Origin of the sequence: Sinanaerobacter chloroacetimidivorans, assembly GCF_018128545.1 — a bacterium.
GTDB lineage: Bacteria > Bacillota > Clostridia > Peptostreptococcales > Anaerovoracaceae > Sinanaerobacter > Sinanaerobacter chloroacetimidivorans.
This window is the reverse complement of the sequence record NZ_JAGSND010000006.1, coordinates 19,029-35,862: the sequence shown is the minus strand read 5'-3', so window position 1 is coordinate 35,862 and position 16,834 is coordinate 19,029. Positions and strand designations below refer to the sequence as shown.

Below are 16,834 nucleotides of genomic sequence, written 5' to 3'. Positions count from 1 at the left end.
TAATGTTATTATGTATATGGAACCCCTTTATTATAAAGTGAAAAAGGATATTGAGCAAAAGATCACAGAGGGTGCGTATAAAAAGGGAGATTTTATCCCCAGTGAGCCTGAATTGGAACAGTATTATAAAGTGAGCCGTACAACCGTTCGAAAGGCCATCAATATGCTGGTGGAGGAGGGGTACCTTACCATCGTCAGGGGGATGGGAACCAAGGTCACTCCTTCAAAGCTCAAACACAAAGGAGCAGAGCTGATGAGCTTCACCGAATTGATGAAGCGGCAGGGAATGGTACCGGAAGTCAGGGATATTCAGATAAGGCGAATCCACCCTGACCAGGAGGTTCTTGAGGCTCTTGAACTGAAGCCATGGGAAGAGGTATATGAAATCTTTCGCGTACGTACGGCTGATGGTGAACCTATTACCATCAACACATCCTACATTCCCTATCGACTGGTGGAGAATCGGGATTTGTCGGTGCTGAAGGACAAACAGTCGCTGTATCAGGTACTGGAGGATTTCAATATCTTGGTACAAAACACTGAGGATACGATGAGTGCGGTAAAAGCAAGCCAAAAACAGGCGGAAATCTTGCAGATCAGTAAAAATGATCCGTTACTCTATATTGAAAGAACAGCCTATGACAGGAACGACAGAATCATTGAATTCAGCCGAATCGCAATTCGGGCAGACCGATATAAACATATTATTACATTACGCAGAAGATAAAGTAGAAGAAAAAAGAAAGGTGATGGTTGGTTATGGATATGATTGGATTGGCAACCCTTGCTATGGATGTAATGCTTCAAGTGGACAGTCTCCCGGGTGAGGACGGCTTCGCCGTGGTGATAAAAAACACCTATGTGCCTGGGGGCAGCGGAACCAATGTGATGGTTCAGGCCGCCCGACTGGGAGCTTCCTGCGGGTTTATCGGACAAGTAGGTGACGACAGTCTGGGAAAAGACATCCTGAAGAGCCTCATTTCAGAAGGGGTGGATATTTCCGGTATGCGTGTAAAACCAGGCGGGATCTCCCTTCACACGGATATTGTGGTGGACAAGGAAGGGCGAAAGTTTATTCTCCTGAACATGGGAGATACATTTTTAACCCTGGAAGAATCCAAGGTAGATAGGGATTATTTGAAAAGCGCCAAGATTTTCTATACCGACCTCCTGCCGGGAGGCCCGGCCATTGCAGCCTTAAAGGAAGCAAAGGCCGCCGGCATGAAAACTGCGTTTAATATGCAGGTTGGACTTGAAGCCATGACAGGCTTTGGAGTTGACAGGAATCAAATCCTGAGCAGTCTGGCGGATGTGGATCTCTTTGCCCCCTGTCGTGACGGACTCTATGCTTTATGCGGAACACAGGATCCGGAGGCTTGCCGGGATTTCCTGAGGCCGTGGTTTCGTGGAACCCTGCTGATTACTTTGGGAAGCCAGGGCTCGGTGGCTTTTGATGAAAAGGACAGCCGGTTCGAGCAGCCCGTGATTTCCGTTCAAGCAGCAGATACCACAGGAGCCGGAGATGCCTATATGGGCGGTATGCTCTACTCCTACCTTCTTAACAATATGCCGCTGGATGAAGCAATGCGGTTCTCCACCGCTTGCTCTGCCTATACCTGCATGGGATTGGGTGCGCGCAGCGGACCCAATCTGGCCCAGGTTCGATCGTTTATTCAAAATAATGAATACATATAAGAGGAGGTATTATTATGAGTATTAGTGAAACGAAGGTTCGGGAAACAAAGGTACCGGATCTGAAGAAAAAGAAATGGACGGTAAAAAGAATCTCCATCATGGCTATTTTTATTGCACTCAGTGCGGTGGGTGCCATGATTAAGATTCCAAGTCCCATTGGTTCTATTGGCTTGGATTCCTGTCCAGGATACTTTTGTGCTCTTGCCTTCGGCAGCGCTGAAGGAGCCATTATTATAGCCATCGGACATTTGCTGTCTGCGGCAGTGGTGGGGTTCCCTCTTACAATTCCCATCCATTTGGCAGTTGCAGTGTGCATGGGCATTCTGGCAGTAATTTTCAGACTGATAGGACGCAAGGGAACCGCCGGACTGGTGGTGTCTGTTGTTGCCATCGCTCTTCTGAACAGCTTCGGAGTAGGCTTGCTTCTGCTTCCGCTGGGAGGTTGGGGCTTGTATTTGGCAAACATTGTATCCTTATTGGTAGCGGCAGCAGTCAATACGATTATTGCTGCAATTGCCTATGCATCCGTTAAGAATAGCAAGCTGCTGAGTTAATTCATCGGAAAGGGTCGACATGAACGAAATTATCACCATCAGAGATGTCACATATACCTATCCTAACTCGTTAGAGCCGGTGTTGAAGAATGTCAGCCTGGCAGTGCGGGAAGGCGAATTTGCAGTTATTATGGGAAGAACAGGTGCAGGTAAGACGACCTTGGCTATGACTTTAAACGGTATTATCCCCCAGCTCATGGAAGGGGAAATGGCAGGTGACATTACCGTTGCTGGTATGGATCTTTCCAAGTATCAGATACAGACCATCACCCAGGAGGTGGGTTTGGTGCTACAGGATCCGGAAACCCAGATCGTAGGCCGAACAGTGGAAGAGGATGTGGCCTTTGGACCTCGTAACTATCTTATGGAACGCGATGAAATCTATCGCTGCATCGATGCCTCTCTCGCCAGGGTTCGTCTTGCCGGTTATAATAAACGGGCTACCAGCGAATTATCCGGCGGAGAAAAGCAGCGTCTCTCCATTGCAGGGGTACTTGCTATGAACCCTTCAGTACTTGTTTTGGATGAACCTACTTCAGAATTGGATCCGTTGGGCCGAGAAGAAATCTATACAACGATCCGTGACCTAAAGCAGGAGAAAGGACTTCCTATTGTTGCAGTGGAACATTCCAGCCAGGAGATCTGTGAAAAGGCGGACCGTCTGATTATTCTTGATGAAGGTGAAGTGGTCTGGAGCGGCATCCCTCGTTGTTTCTTCACTGATCTGCCCCTTGTACACCGGTGCGGTATCAAACCCTTGCCGATTAGTGAAATAGGCTGGGCCCTGGAACAGAAAGGTTTTATCGCAAAAGAAGAAATCCCTATTAACATCGATGAAGCCTATACCCTGATCCGTCGTCTGCTGGACGGCCGCAGGCTGACTACGACGCCTAAAGAACCGGCACAGGTGCCAGGACCCTCTCTTATTCGGGTGGAGAATCTTTCTTTCTGCTACGACAGCGGCAAAAAGGCACTGGACCAAATCTCCCTGAATATTCATGAGGGGGACTATATTGCGATTATCGGGCAGAACGGTTCAGGCAAAACTACACTGGCCAAGCATTTTAACAGCTTATTGAAGCCCACGGACGGCAGTGTCACAGTATGCGGTCTGGATACGGCAAATCAGGAGCCTGAGAGCCTGGCAAGATATATCGGATACGTATTTCAAAACCCAGACCATCAGATCTTCTGCTCAACTGTCTACAAGGAGCTGGAGTTCGGACTGAAAAATGCCGGACTTTCTTCGTCGGAGATTGAACAGCGCATTGATGAGGTGGCGCATCTTACGGGATTGGAAGCCGTTCTGCAGGAACATCCCTATTCCCTGGGCAAGGGCGAGCGTCAAAAGATTGCAGTGGCCAGTATTCTTGCCATGCATCCCAAAATTTTGGTAGTGGATGAACCTACCACCGGTCAGGATTGGAGCGGGATACAGGTGATGATGGAACTTATGGATAATTTACATAGAAACGGAACCACCATTGTAATGATTACCCATGACATGGACGTGGTTGCCCATTATGCCAAAAGAGCCGTTGTAATGTGCCATGGGAATATCGTAATGGACGGTCCGGCAGATGAGGTTCTGAATGAAAAGGAGATTTTGGCAAGTGCCTTCGTGACTCCACCCCAAGTGGTGGAACTGTCGCAATTGCTGGTTTCCGAAGGACTGGAGCGATCCATTACCAGTGAAGAGGAACTGGCGCGGATCCTTATTGAAAGTTTGGAGGAAGCAAGATGATTACTGTATGTAAAGAGGAAAACTCGTATCTGCATCGGCTGGATATTCGCACCAAGCTTCTGGTCTTTCTGTGTATTGTCGTGATGGTATTTCTGTTTAACAGTCCCCTCTATAACCTGGTCATTGCTGTTGTTCTGCTCGGACTGGTAGTGCCTGCAAGGCTTGATTTAAGAGGAATCATCCGTACGATAAAGCCCTTGATTGCCATTTTCCTTATTATTATTATCATGACTTGCTTTACCTCTCAGCCGGAAAAATTTATGAACGATTCCAGTCGGTACGTCTTCTTCTATTTATTGCCGGATCAGCAAATACCTGCGACCCTGGGCGGGCTTTTTATAGGACTTACCTATCTGCTTCGCATTTTTTTAATGGTGTTTGCAACGGGAATCTTTACGATGACGACCCCGATCGATGATATCCTACAGCTATTTAATAAGATCAAAGCTCCTTATGAGCTTTCTATTGTGGTAACAACAGCGATTTCATTCATCCCCACTATGACAGCAAAAAAGGACATGATTTTTCAAGCCCAGAAAACACGAGGTGCAGGCATCAGCAAGAAGGGCATTATCAGGCAGCTGAAGGCCTATGTACCGATCATGATACCATTGATAACCAATTCAATTCTAATGGCTAACAACCTGGCAGTATCTATGATGAATCGCGGCTATGGTGCCAATAAAACCTGGACAAGCCTTCATGACATTAAAATGAATGGACGGGACATATTGGTAATGGCCGGCGCCTTGAGTTTGTTAGCTGTCTGTATTTGGCTCCGTTATGGACTGAACGCAGGGGTGGTTTAATGGTTTCGTACGTAATTCTATTAGGATGAAGGGGGATGAGTATGAGTGAAATTTATTCCAGAATATTGGGTGCCCTGCTAGGTGTTGCGGCAGGGGACGCAATGGGAATGCCCACGGAAATGTGGAGCCAGAAACGAATAAAGAACAGGTTTGGCAAGGTATCGGAGTTTCTTCCCGGTCCCCCTGATAATGAAATCTCAGCCGGTCTTGCAGCAGGTGAAACTACCGACGATACCATCGTCACAGTATTGGTGGCAGAGACCCTGCTGGAATGCAACGGTCGGCCTGATGCGATAAAAATTGTAAAGAAAATAGAAAAATGGGCACAAAATAACCCCAAAAGCAAAACGGTAATCGGACCCTCGACACGTCGTGCCTTTGCCCTGATTGCCAATGGAACGCCTGTTGAGGAAGCAGGGCGTTCCGGCGATACCAACGGTGCAGCTATGAGAATTTCTCCTGTGGGCATGATCGCCGACTGGAGGGATCTGCCGGGTTTGGTGGACCTGGTTAGCCAGGTCTGCCTGCCGACCCATAACACCGGTACCGCCATATCCGGGGCAGCTGCCGTAGCAGCGGCAGTATCCTGTGCAATCGATGGAGAAGCCAGTTTGGATGTAATCACAGCTGCTGCTGTGGATGCCGCCAGGTTAGGTTCCCAAAGAGGATATGATGTATGCGGAGCTTCGGTTCCCGAACGTTTATTGTTTGCCGTAGAATTGGCTAAGCATAGATTTTCAGATGAGGAATTTTTATACCAGTTATACTCTCTGGTAGGCACTGGCTTACCTGCCAACGAAACGGTACCTTCTGCATTTGCGTTGATGTACAGAGCGGGAGGAGATGTCATGACCTGTGCCCGTCTCTGTGCAAACGTGGGAGGGGACACGGACACGTTGGGAGCCATCGCCTGCGGAATTTGCGGTGCACTGGGGGGTGAGAAGGCAGTTCCTGCAGAAATATCCGAAATGCTCCAGCGGGTAAATGGATATGATTTTGCGGTCCTGGCTGAACACCTGACTGAATTACGGCAAAAATACAGATCTGATCATCAATAATTCGGCTTAATGCAGGAAAGTGATTTCCTTTCCGGCTTGTCAGCATGTTCGAATCATCCCGGTTAAACGGGATGATTCGGACACCCCCAATTTGTTGGGTTCGGCGAAAGTGGCGTTAGCCGCTTTTTTGACCTCCAGTGAACTATGATATTGGAAGATCGCTGAGCGCTAAGCTTCTGGTATGCTCAATCTGTTTCCATTCCGTATCCTTCTTAAAGAGACAGATGCAATTAATAGGAATCCAGCTGGCGATAAAGAACCATGCTGTTAAAATTCCTTTCAGCATCGGCAATGGATTTTTATTTTCTAAAAGTAATACAGAAACGGCAATCAGCAATGATGTTGCATAAGAGGTATCAAAGGAAATGAAAAGTTTAAAAGCAAGATCTGTTTGAGGGAAGAGATTGTAGCTGATATGCAGCACCGTCAGGGTAATGGTGAGCAAAAAGGAAAGAAAGCCTGCGATCTGCATGTGGGTGGCTGTAAACATCAGGAGAAGATCCGTGCAAAGGAGACTTCTCCTTTTTGCTGCGGCTTTCAGTAAGGGCCTCCAATAGAATGAAAGGCACTGCTGCATGCCTGTGGACCATCTCATGCGCTGATGCCAGGACTGGGAAAAGGTTAAGGGCTGCTCATCATAGAAAACAGCTTTAGGTACCCAGCCTATCCTAATCCCGTTCAAAGCACAAAGCGCACAGAATTCGAGATCCTCTGTCATGGTTACCGTATTCCATCCGCCCAGATCTTTTATGGTTTCCGCGCTTACCATAAAACCTGTTCCGTTGATCACCGCAGATAGGCCCAGAACGCTTCTGGCATGATTATATAGTCTGTTTATGCTATAATAATAAATCGTGTGGTTGGCGGAAATGATGGTGTCCAATGGGTTCTTGCTGTCCCGGTATCCCTGAGCAACCTTGATTCCGGAACAAAGCGCTTGGTTCATTTCTTGTAAGAAATCAGGATCTGCCAAATTATCGGCATCAAAAATACAGAAAGAATCAAAATGATTTCTGTTCTTTAAAATTTCGTTTATGGCAAATTGGAGCACCTGGCCTTTTTGTCTCACCTTTATTTTGCAATCAAGTATGGTAGCTCCGGCCTTCAGAGCCGCTTCACGGGTATTGTCGGTGCAGTTGTTCGGGATCACAAAGATTTCATATAAGTCCTTTGGATAATTCTGCTGCTTTAAACTGTAAACCAAGTTTCCGATTACTTGCGCTTCATTCCTTGCCGCAATCAAAACGGCAAATCTATGTTTGGGTGCAGCGGTGGGAATTTCTTTGCACTTTTTTAAGGCAAAGAGAGTGACGATTCCATAATAGCCTGCGTAAATAACCATAACAAAGCTGCATGCCCATAATAAAAATGTTACCGAATGGTAAAGGGTAAAAGGGATTACGTTCATATTCTGCCCTCCTGATTAACATGAATCCTTATGTTTCTCTTCTATTTCATTATAAATTTGAAATGGATCATGCGGATTAAGGGCGTGTTAATTGTATGTAAAAGATGTACTTCGCAGCAGTACTTCTTTTAGAAGACTTTTATGCTGTCAGCGGCCCTGATTCCCAGTTCGGTGATTGCGGCGCTGCCCTTTTCTATATTTGCGGTATCGCAGATAAAGTTCGGCTTTTCCTTTCCTTCCCTTACGGTTTCTTCAAAGTACAAGTATGCGGCAGAACTGATGTGCAGGTCATAATCATATCCTTCAATAGGGATATCATAATCCAACGAAATCAATCCTTTTTTCTCCAAGTTTATGAGTATACCGGCCCTTTCTTTTACTGTCTCCAGGCTGTCGTCCCGGCTATTGACGGAGGCCGGTGCCAGGGCAACGAAGCTTGCTTCTTCTGTGCTGCTGCTTATGATAAAACGACTAATTGGCAAGTAGATATACTGGGCCAAATCTAACAACATCATCAACTCTGCTTTGTTAAGGTTCAAAGGTTCCTGTTTGTGGCTGTGACAGCAGCCTTCCTGACCCGCTCCCTGCTTGCTGCTGCAGCAGCCTTCAGACTGTTGATGACTTTCAGGCCGCTGATGGCAATGGCAGCCGCCTCCACAGCCGTGTCGTTGCTGCCCGTCGTTATGATGATGAGTCTGGTGGATTTTATGCATAAAAGTTTCTCCTGTTCCAAGTTAGCAAATGCTAACTGTGTTTTAATTTTAATCCGCTCCCAAAAGAGCGGATTAAACAAATTCTATTACAGGTTATCCTAAAATTGATCTGCTGTCAAGTCTTCGAAATATTCAGCCTCCGCCTACAGGAGGAAACATGGAAACCACATCTCCATCCTGGAGCGGTTGATGAAACTTGGAGTGCCTTCCATTGATCATAAGGATTGCTACTTGATTATGAGGAATATCCAATGAATCGATTAACTCAACTGCGGCGGTTCCTTGGGGCACCTCTAAAGTCATTACTTTTTGTCGTTTTTCTCTTAATGTTGCAAATAAGCGAACTTCAATTTTCAACAGATCACCATCCTGTCTTCTTCCCTTCGGCTGTGCATTGTCAAAATTGATAACTCCGGATTACAAATTAAAATGGACAGCGGTCAATTATAACCCTAAAGCTTCAAGTTTTTCTGAAGTCGGAATACCTGAAACGTCCCAGCCTCTTACAGCATAATATTCAGGCAGCATTTCAGAAAGCTTGCTTACCCAACCTTCGGAAGGACCTTCCGGAATTCCCTCGGAAAGCAGCCGCTTTGGCAGCGTGTCCTGAGATGGATCGATACCCGCTTTCAGGTTGTACGTACGCTCTAAATTCCAGATACGTTCACCGGCGGTGAAGATATCGTCTCCTGTAAAGTTGGTTCCGCAGATGGCATTCATAAGATCTGCGTAGTCCGGAGCCCCCATAGCAAAGGAGGTGAACAGACAAAGGCCCAGAGAATCGATAGAAGCGGTAAGATCCTGGAATGCCTTGCACCAGCCTGCTTTTCCTTCGATTGACAATCTGTCCAATTGCTCCGGCAGACCCAGAATTTCCGGTGAAATTAAGTATCCTCTTACGTGGCAGCCCCCACGGTTTGAAGTTGCATACTGAAGACCCTGGCCTTGGATTCCTCTTGGGTCATAGGCAGGAATTTCAAGCTTCTTAACCGTCATGGATACATCGGTACTGCCATACATTTCACCAAGTCTATAGGAACCCTGTGCAAGCTTTGCTCCAAGTCCGTCTTTATTGGCCATTGCTTTTGTCCAGTAAACCACTGCGTCATTGTTGCCAAAGGCAAGCTCCGGTCCGTTTTCAAACTCTTCTTTTTGAATCAGACCTTTTTGGTATAATTCCATGGCTGCTGCCAGCGTTGAACCGGCAGAAATGGTATCTACGCCGACTTCGTTGCACCAGAAGTTGGCTTTGATGATGTCCGGAAGACTGTTCACACCGCAGTCGCCTCCAAAGGCCCAGATGGTTTCGTATTCCGGCCCGCCTCCTTTGACATCATCTACTTCACAGAAACGCCCGCAGGCGATCTGACAGTGGTAGCATACGTCTTTCTTCGTCAGATATTTTTCGGCCAGAGTTTCTCCGCTGATGTCTTCCGCCATTGGAAACTGTGATTTCTGGAAATTATTCGTCGGGAAAGATCCGCTTTCGTTGATTATGTTAACCAAAATAGCGGTTCCGTATGTAGGCAAACCCTGGCCGGTTACGCCATTCTCCCTGATTTTCTTAAGGCAGGAAGCAAAAACTTCTTTAAGTTTATCTGCATCTGCAACTTCAACTTTGCCGCTTCCCTTAACCACGATACCTTTTAAGTTTTTGGAACCCATAACGGCACCGACACCGGATCTTCCGGCGGCACGATAACGATCGTTCATGACAGCGGCGATCTTTGATAAATTTTCGCCTGCGGGACCGATTGTCAGAACCTTGGCTTTTTCGCCATGGACGGCTTCCAAAGCATCTGTGGTTTCGGACACCACTTTGCCCCAAACCGCTGAAGCGTCCAGGATCTCCACCTTATCATCCACAATATTCAGATAAACCGGCTGATCGGCCTTACCTTCTAAAATAATGCCGTCGTAACCTGCTGACTTTAATTCTGCACCCCAGTGTCCGCCGGAATTGGAACAGGCGATCGTTCCTGAGAGGGGAGACTTTGTAACCACCATGAAACGTCCGCTGGTTGGAGCTTTCGTTCCGGTTAAAGGACCGGTAATAATAACGATTTTATTCTCTGCATCCAATGGATCTATTTCAGGATCCACCTCGTCCATATAAAGCTTTGTTCCTAATCCTCTGCCGCCGAGATACTTAATAGCGGTTTCATGATTCAACTCCTCAGTTGCAATTGTCTTAGTTGTAAGGTTGATTCGAAGCATTTTTCCTGTATACCCAAACATAAAATCCCTCCTTAAAGCATGTTTGACAGTAACTTTCTTTGTGCTATATTAGAGCAATTTTCATGCCATTAAAAAAACCGTTGGAATTCCAACGGTTTTTCGAAGGTTCGAATTGCGAATTGCATGAAATGTTCCGTTTTGGGACATTGCTCTTGACTGGTGCTGTTCCGAAACGGATCACTGTTTCAGATTTGAACAATCTATGCCATAATTTTCTATGCTTCGGTATAAAGTATTTCTTGAAATTCCCAATACTTTTGCACTTAGAGAGATATTTCCATGATACTTTGAAAGAGTATGGAGAATAAAATGCTTTTCCATTTCATTCAGGGTAAGATCCTTTTCATCAAACCTCCAATCCCCCGGTTTTATTTGTGCAACCAAGGAGGGCAAGCCATTTGCCGTCATGGCATTTTCCTGAGGAATTTCCAAGGGTAAAGATTCTGCATTTATGATTAGTTCTACAAAATTTTCCAGTTCACGGATATTCCCCGGCCATTCGTAGTTCATAAGCTGCTGCATCTGCGCTTCCGCCAATTCGAACGGTCTTTTATTCAATCGTTTGGAAATCCGCTTCATAAAATAATCGATCAAAATCGGAATGTCGTCTTTACGCTGCCGTAACGGCGGCAGCATCAACGGCAGAACATTGAGGCGGTAATAAAGGTCTTTTCTGAAATTTCCCTGTTCAACTTCTTCTTTCAGGTCCTTGTTGGAAGCGGCAATGATTCTCACGTCCACAACGAATTCCTTGGTACTGCCTACTCTGCTGACGGTTCCTTCTTCAATGATCCGAAGCAGCCGTGTTTGCATGTCCAGAGGCATTTCGCCGATTTCGTCTAAAAATAGGGTTCCGCCGTCTGCAATTTCAAACTTGCCCGGATTGCCGGAGGTCTTGGCACCGGTGAAAGCCCCTTCTTCATAGCCAAATAATTCGGCTTCAATCAAGGTTTTTGGAATGGCACCGCAGTTTAATGCCACAAAGGGTTCTTCCCGCCGGTCCGAATGATTGTGTATGGCCTGTGCAAAGAGTTCTTTGCCTGTGCCGCTTTCACCCAAGATCAGAATTCCGGAACGGCTGTCTGCAATTTTTTTGGCAAACTCCACAACCCTGCAAAAGTGTTCATTTTTACCGATAATCTTGTCGAAGGTATAAACTGCTTTCCGGCCCATGATACGATTGGCAAGTTTTCTTATTTTCTTAACGTCTTTAAATACAAATATAATATCCCTTAGCTTATTATAGCTGTCTATGATCGGATAGGTGCTCAGGATTAACTGCAGCTTGTTTCTTTTGGAATTTACAAAGACCTCTTCTTCTACAAAACCGCGCCTTGCAGCGGAAGAAGTCAGTACCTGTTCCCATCCGTCAAAGAGCTGCCATACTTTCATTTCACGCAGTTCTGAAGCAGAATATCCGAAAAGCTCAGGGATATAATGGTTGACCGTCTTAATGACCCCGTTTACATCAGCGGTTAGAATTCCTGCGGATATGCTGTCAATGATGGTATCGTTATAATGCTTGGCAAGATAAAGCTCTTCGTTATAGTTCTTTTCCTTAAGAATATGCTCAATGGCATTTGCGGCTGCCACCACCATTCCTAATGTATGCGGATGAACCTGCTTAGAATAGCCTGTCAGGTCTATGGTCCCCAGAATTTTTCCGTGGCGGTCCCGAATCGGCGCCGCAGAGCAGGTCCACTTGTGGTATGATTCAATGTAATGCTCTTTACCGGATACCTGCACCGGCATTTTTTCCGCCAGCGCCGTGCCCATGGCATTGGTACCTATATTCGGCTCGTCCATAAAAGCTCCGGGAATCATTTTATAGGAAAAAGCTTCCTTCAGTATGTTTTCGTCACCGATGATGGTGAGAATGCAGCCTTCTTCATCTGTCAGCAATGCGAAGAAATCCGTTCCTTTTACAAAGCCATAAATTTGATTAATAAAAGGCTTTACATTCTCGATTAAATGTCGTTTTTCTGAAAGTCTGACGAAGAGATCGTCACCTGTTAATATTTTTTTGCTGTAAACCTGATTCCGTTCAATTCCCATCTGGTCACACCGCTGATGAGATCGCCGGATAAAGGTTTTTTCAGATACTTCTTTAGCTGTATTCATATTGTCCTACCCCTCATTCCTATTGAATTTGTTTTACGGCAGCCAGAAAACAGGTATGTCCTACTTACAGTATAACGAAATTTTCCGGTAACGCAATCATGTAAGAAATGGATGTTTGCTGATGCCCGGATTTTATGCTTTTGGTAATAATGGAGAATGACAGGACATATGTTGCTTAGCAGGAGGGTTGATTCCATGAAAAAATTCGATAAATATGGATTCTATCGGACTTTGGAGCCGCAGAATTCTTTTTTGCAGAACGCATGGAAGCTTGACAACAGTATGGAGCCCTATGAAAATGAGCTTCTGATTGACGTTGAAATATTGAATATTAATTTTGTGAGTTTTGCGCAGATTCTTGAAGACACCGGAGGCGACAAGGAGAAAATTGCAGGCCGGATCATAGAAATCGTGAATCTCAGAGGAAAACTGCACAACCCGGTAACCGGTACGGGAGGAATGCTTTATGGAAGAGTGCGTAAAATCGGAAAATCCTACAGAAACGATCTGGGGTTAAAAGAGGGAGATGAGGTAATCTCTTTGGTTTCGTTGTCAACGACTCCTTTGAAAATTGAGAAGATAGTCAGTATTGATATCGGCTTTGCCCAAGTGACAATTATAGGCCAAGCCATCGTGTTCCAATCCTCTTTGATCGCCCGCAAACCGGAAGATTTGCCGCTGAGAGTGGTAATCAGTGCATGGGACGAGGCAGGTGCCCCTGCGGAAACAATGAGAATAGTAAATCCGGGTGATACGGTTATCATTCTGGGTGCCTGGGGGAAAATGGCACTTCTTTGTGCTTTTGCAGCAAGAGAAAAGATGGGAAATTGCGGCAAAATCACGGGAGTTGTCAGTTCTGAAAAAGGGGAAGCAAAACTCAGGGCGAGCGGTGTTTTTGATGAGATCCTGTGCTGCAGCGTTAGTAATACCCTGGAATTTTATAATCAATATTTCGAAGAAAACCGGTTATTTGATGTAGTCATTAATTGCTCGGAGGAAGCCTATACGGAAATGGTTACTCTGCTGCTTGTCAGAAATAAGGGCATTGTTTATTTTGCAAGCCTGAGAAGTGACTGCAAAGTGGCAAGTCTTACGGCCGAATCCATCGGAAAGGATGTTACGATTATACCGTATAGAGGCTATGTGGAAGGGCATACGGATAGGACCCTGTCCCTTCTGAGAAAATATCCCGCTCTTAAAGAATTGATAGAAGAGGGCCATCAAAAGGGCTATGCATTTTTAAATTCCTACAAAGATACGGACCGTGAGTATATTGAAGCAAGTCTGAATAAATTATCTGAGGATTCCAATTCAAGTTATGTTTTTGAAAGCCAGTCCATGAGAGCGGTGCTCAGAAATGCAATCAAGGTGGCCAAGTATGACTGCACCGTGATGATCACGGGAGAATCCGGCACGGGAAAAGAAGTGGTGGCCCAATTTATATTCAATAACAGCAAGAGAAACAATTTCCCCTTTGTGAAAATCAATTGTGCTTCCATACCGGAAAATCTTTTGGAATCAGAGCTTTTCGGATATGAAAGCGGATCCTTTACGGGAGCGCATCCAAAGGGGAAAAAGGGCCTTTGGGAGACCGCTCAGGGTGGTGTCCTGTTTTTGGATGAAATCGGCGAGATCCCCATGTCCATACAGTCAAAATTATTGAGAGTGCTGCAGGAAAAAGAAATCTATCGTATTGGGGGAACCTCCCCGGTCAAAACCGATGCCAGAATTATCGTTGCAACCAACAAGGACCTTGGAGATATGGTAAAAAGAGGGCAATTCAGAGAGGATTTATATTACCGACTGAATGTTTTTCCCATTGAAATTCCGCCGCTGCGGGAAAGGCGTCAGGATATCATCCCCCTCGCCAGGCTTTTTCTAAGTGAATATAATGAAAAATTTAATCTATCTAAAAGCATTGACAGGGACGTCATTTCCTATCTGATGGAATATGATTGGCCGGGAAATATCAGAGAGTTGCAGAACTGTGTGCAAAGATTGCTGATCACTGCGGAAGGGGATGTGGTAAAACTGGAGGATGCACATAAAATGATCCTCTTTGACAGGAAAGATCCGGATCTGAAATGGTGGGAATCACCTCTTTCTCTTCCGGATAGCGGTACCTTCTGTGACTTTATGGACAGGATGGAAAGAGAGCTTTTAAGACAGTATAAGGCCAAGTATAAGACAACCAGAAAAATGGCAAAAGCAATGGGGATCACACAATCCAGTGTCGTCAGAAGACTTTGCAGACTGGGGATTCACTGAGTCAAAACTGCATCTGATCACAGGGAATTTCCCGTTTTTTACTGACAATTCAGCATAAAACAATGGAATTTCAATGACTGAGTCGATTTTGCTTCAAGATTTAGTTTTGATTCAATCCAGGGTACGGTAGCAAGAATGTTTTATATGAAAAATAAAAGAAAGCACCATTTTCCAACGTGGAAAAGGTGCTTTCTTTGCTTTACTTATTTGGCATGCTTTATGCTAATCGAAAATGTCAGATAAAAGATTTAACTTAAAGGAGGTCCCAATGAGAGAGAAAGGTGACGTCTATGGCTGCCACAGAGTGCTTTATCCCACGGGATTCATGCCTCAGGCAGCAGAAAGGCTGGATAATCATCCTGAGATTTTTTCAAATGAAATATTGATCGATGTCATTGCACTGCAGCCTACTGCCACGGCATTCTCAAGAATCAAAACGGAGTGCGGCGGCGACGTAGAAAAAATGAAAAAGGAATTTATGAACATCGTCCAACATGCAGGAAAATTCCAATGCCCTGTAACCAGATCAGGAGGCATTCTGATTGGAAGGATAAAAGAAATCGGGTCAGATTTGGCAGATCATACGGAAGCAAAGGTGGGTGATAAAATTGCCACACTGGTTTCCTTATCTTTAACGCCGTTAAAAATTTATTCCATTGAAGATATCAGTCTTGAAACGGAGCAGGTTTTTGTAAAAGCTGAGGCAATCCTTTTTGAAAGCGGGATCTATGCCAAATTACCGTCGGATTTAGATGAGAATATTTCTCTTGCCCTGATGGATGTGGCCGGGGCACCGGCACAAGTAGCAGCGAATGTGAAAACCGGGGATACGGTGGTTGTGATTGGCGCAGGGAAAGCAGGGATCTTATCTCTGGCCGAAGCCAAGAAAAGAGTTGCCCCTTCCGGTAAGGTGATTTGCATGGAATACGATGGACAGCAATGCAAAACAGTCCGGAAACTGGGAATCGCAGACCATGTCATTCAAGCCAATGCACAAAGTCCTGTGGAGGCCTTCGGAAAATACAATAAAGTAATGAACGGGAAGCTGGCCGATTTTACGGTGAACACGGTAAATGTTCCGGATACGGAGCTGACTACGATACTGACCACAAAAAATGAAGGATTGATTTACTTCTTCAGTATGAGCACAAACTTTGTGAAAGCATCCCTGGGAGCAGAAGGAATTAAAAAATACACCCGAATGATGATCGGCAACGGATATTATCCAAATCATACCGAAATCGCCTTTTCCATAGTCAGAAATCATCAAAAAGTAAAAAATTACTTCGCCGCAAAGTATACGAAGTGATTTTTCTATAAGGATATTGATTTTAGAAACGTATGCCAAATGATTTTTCTAGAAGGACACCAAATATAAGAATCAGAAGGAGGTAAGATTACATGGAAAAATTAATTATCACTGCGGCTATTTCTGGTGCGGAAGTAACAAAAGAAATGAATCCGGCAGTACCGTATACCATTGAGGAAATAGCCAGAGAAGCAAAATCCGCTTACGATGCCGGGGCTTCCGTCATTCACCTTCATGTCAGGTGGGATAACGGAACACCGACTCAGGATAAAGGCAGATTTAAAGAGGCCTTTCATGCGATTCATAACGTTTGCCCGGATGTTATCATCCTGCCAAGCACAGGGGGCGCTGTGGGAATGACAGCGGAAGAGCGGCTTCAGCCCATTGATCTGAAGCCGGAAATCGCCACTCTTGATTGCGGGACCTGCAATTTCGGAGGAGATGACATCTTTGTCAATACCGAAAACATGAACATTGCATTTGCTGAGAAGATGCTGGCAATGGGCGTAAAACCTGAGCTTGAAGTATTTGAAAAAGGAATGATTGATAATGCTCTTAAATTATATAAGAAAGGATTACTGAAAGCCCCTCTTCATTTTAACATCGTTCTTGGCGTAAACGGTGCTATGGCAGCTACCACAAGAGATCTGGTTTATATGGCAGGATCTCTCCCCAGCGACGCAACCTGGTGCGCAACGGGTATCGGCAGAAGTGAATTTGAACTGGCTGCAGTTGCAATCGTTATGGGAGGAAATGTCCGTGTGGGATTTGAAGATAACCTATATCTTGAGAAAGGAGTCCTTGCTAAAAGCAATGGAGAGTTGGTAACGAAAGTGGTCAAAATGGCCAATATTCTGAAAAGGGAAATCGCTTCGCCGGCTGATGCCAGAAGAATATTAGGCTTATAAATAATAAAG

General features: G+C 45.3%; 15 protein-coding genes. 9 read left to right on the top strand and 6 right to left on the bottom strand.

What is annotated here, in order from left to right; translation table 11 throughout:
• Window positions 1-10 precede the first annotated feature (10 nt).
• From KCX82_RS10230 to KCX82_RS10205, 6 genes are read left to right on the top strand one after another with little or no spacing between them, the layout of a single operon-like run.
• On the top strand, window positions 11-727 hold the full coding sequence (locus KCX82_RS10230; protein ID WP_227018368.1) for a GntR family transcriptional regulator: 717 nt from the start codon (window positions 11-13) through the stop codon (window positions 725-727).
• A gap of 32 nt (window positions 728-759) precedes the next feature.
• Window positions 760-1,695, top strand: a complete 936-nt coding sequence (locus KCX82_RS10225) for a carbohydrate kinase family protein (protein ID WP_227018367.1) — start codon at window positions 760-762, stop codon at window positions 1,693-1,695.
• A gap of 14 nt (window positions 1,696-1,709) precedes the next feature.
• Window positions 1,710-2,249 (top strand): ECF transporter S component, encoded by a 540-nt coding sequence (locus KCX82_RS10220; protein ID WP_227018366.1) that lies wholly within the window; start codon window positions 1,710-1,712, stop codon window positions 2,247-2,249.
• A 19-nt stretch (window positions 2,250-2,268) separates the two neighbouring features.
• Entirely contained in the window at window positions 2,269-3,993 is a 1,725-nt protein-coding gene (locus KCX82_RS10215) for an ABC transporter ATP-binding protein (protein ID WP_227018365.1), read from the top strand.
• Entirely contained in the window at window positions 3,990-4,802 is an 813-nt protein-coding gene (locus tag KCX82_RS10210; RefSeq protein ID WP_227018364.1) for an energy-coupling factor transporter transmembrane component T family protein, read from the top strand. Before KCX82_RS10215 ends, KCX82_RS10210 begins: the two co-directional genes overlap by 4 nt.
• Window positions 4,803-4,843: 41 nt before the next feature.
• Entirely contained in the window at window positions 4,844-5,860 is a 1,017-nt protein-coding gene (locus KCX82_RS10205) for an ADP-ribosylglycohydrolase family protein (protein WP_227018363.1), read from the top strand.
• A 142-nt stretch (window positions 5,861-6,002) separates the two neighbouring features.
• On the opposite strand, the gene KCX82_RS10200 is transcribed toward KCX82_RS10205, so the two are convergent.
• From KCX82_RS10200 to KCX82_RS10175, 6 genes are all read right to left on the bottom strand, one after another.
• Window positions 6,003-7,268, bottom strand: coding sequence for a glycosyltransferase family 2 protein (locus tag KCX82_RS10200; RefSeq protein WP_227018362.1), 1,266 nt, complete (start codon window positions 7,266-7,268; stop codon window positions 6,003-6,005).
• A gap of 128 nt (window positions 7,269-7,396) precedes the next feature.
• Window positions 7,397-7,780 (bottom strand): hypothetical protein, encoded by a 384-nt coding sequence (locus KCX82_RS10195; protein WP_227018361.1) that lies wholly within the window; start codon window positions 7,778-7,780, stop codon window positions 7,397-7,399.
• 23 nt (window positions 7,781-7,803) lie between these two features.
• The gene (locus KCX82_RS10190) at window positions 7,804-8,001 is read right to left on the bottom strand and encodes a hypothetical protein (protein WP_227018360.1); all 198 of its coding nucleotides are present in this window, start codon (window positions 7,999-8,001) and stop codon (window positions 7,804-7,806) included.
• A 112-nt stretch (window positions 8,002-8,113) separates the two neighbouring features.
• On the bottom strand, window positions 8,114-8,338 hold the full coding sequence (locus KCX82_RS10185; RefSeq protein ID WP_227018359.1) for a MoaD/ThiS family protein: 225 nt from the start codon (window positions 8,336-8,338) through the stop codon (window positions 8,114-8,116).
• 87 nt (window positions 8,339-8,425) lie between these two features.
• Entirely contained in the window at window positions 8,426-10,219 is a 1,794-nt protein-coding gene (locus KCX82_RS10180; RefSeq protein ID WP_227018358.1) for an aldehyde ferredoxin oxidoreductase family protein, read from the bottom strand.
• A 177-nt stretch (window positions 10,220-10,396) separates the two neighbouring features.
• Window positions 10,397-12,340, bottom strand: a complete 1,944-nt coding sequence (locus KCX82_RS10175) for a sigma-54-dependent Fis family transcriptional regulator (RefSeq protein ID WP_227018357.1) — start codon at window positions 12,338-12,340, stop codon at window positions 10,397-10,399.
• A gap of 195 nt (window positions 12,341-12,535) precedes the next feature.
• On the opposite strand from KCX82_RS10175, the gene KCX82_RS10170 reads away from it, so the two are divergent.
• From KCX82_RS10170 to kce, 3 genes are all read left to right on the top strand, one after another.
• Entirely contained in the window at window positions 12,536-14,608 is a 2,073-nt protein-coding gene (locus KCX82_RS10170; protein ID WP_227018356.1) for a sigma 54-interacting transcriptional regulator, read from the top strand.
• A gap of 268 nt (window positions 14,609-14,876) precedes the next feature.
• Window positions 14,877-15,917: an L-erythro-3,5-diaminohexanoate dehydrogenase gene (kdd, locus tag KCX82_RS10165; RefSeq protein WP_227018355.1), complete on the top strand. Its 1,041-nt coding sequence runs from the start codon at window positions 14,877-14,879 to the stop codon at window positions 15,915-15,917.
• A 92-nt stretch (window positions 15,918-16,009) separates the two neighbouring features.
• On the top strand, window positions 16,010-16,825 hold the full coding sequence (gene kce / locus KCX82_RS10160) for a 3-keto-5-aminohexanoate cleavage enzyme (RefSeq protein WP_227018354.1): 816 nt from the start codon (window positions 16,010-16,012) through the stop codon (window positions 16,823-16,825).
• The last annotated feature ends 9 nt before the right edge of the window (window positions 16,826-16,834 follow it).

Bases quoted from the DNA above. Each gene is read 5' to 3' on its own strand.
- KCX82_RS10205 (WP_227018363.1), top strand. From the start codon at position 4,844: ATGAGTGAAATTTATTCCAGAATATTGGGTGCCCTGCTAGGTGTTGCG.
- KCX82_RS10180 (WP_227018358.1), bottom strand. From the start codon at position 10,219: ATGTTTGGGTATACAGGAAAAATGCTTCGAATCAACCTTACAACTAAG.
- KCX82_RS10220 (WP_227018366.1), top strand. From the start codon at position 1,710: ATGAGTATTAGTGAAACGAAGGTTCGGGAAACAAAGGTACCGGATCTG.
- KCX82_RS10200 (WP_227018362.1), bottom strand. From the start codon at position 7,268: ATGAACGTAATCCCTTTTACCCTTTACCATTCGGTAACATTTTTATTA.
- kdd (WP_227018355.1), top strand. From the start codon at position 14,877: ATGAGAGAGAAAGGTGACGTCTATGGCTGCCACAGAGTGCTTTATCCC.
- KCX82_RS10175 (WP_227018357.1), bottom strand. From the start codon at position 12,340: ATGAATACAGCTAAAGAAGTATCTGAAAAAACCTTTATCCGGCGATCT.
- KCX82_RS10210 (WP_227018364.1), top strand. From the start codon at position 3,990: ATGATTACTGTATGTAAAGAGGAAAACTCGTATCTGCATCGGCTGGAT.
- KCX82_RS10195 (WP_227018361.1), bottom strand. From the start codon at position 7,780: ATGTTGTTAGATTTGGCCCAGTATATCTACTTGCCAATTAGTCGTTTT.
- KCX82_RS10230 (WP_227018368.1), top strand. From the start codon at position 11: ATGTATATGGAACCCCTTTATTATAAAGTGAAAAAGGATATTGAGCAA.
- KCX82_RS10170 (WP_227018356.1), top strand. From the start codon at position 12,536: ATGAAAAAATTCGATAAATATGGATTCTATCGGACTTTGGAGCCGCAG.
- KCX82_RS10215 (WP_227018365.1), top strand. From the start codon at position 2,269: ATGAACGAAATTATCACCATCAGAGATGTCACATATACCTATCCTAAC.
- KCX82_RS10225 (WP_227018367.1), top strand. From the start codon at position 760: ATGGATATGATTGGATTGGCAACCCTTGCTATGGATGTAATGCTTCAA.
- kce (WP_227018354.1), top strand. From the start codon at position 16,010: ATGGAAAAATTAATTATCACTGCGGCTATTTCTGGTGCGGAAGTAACA.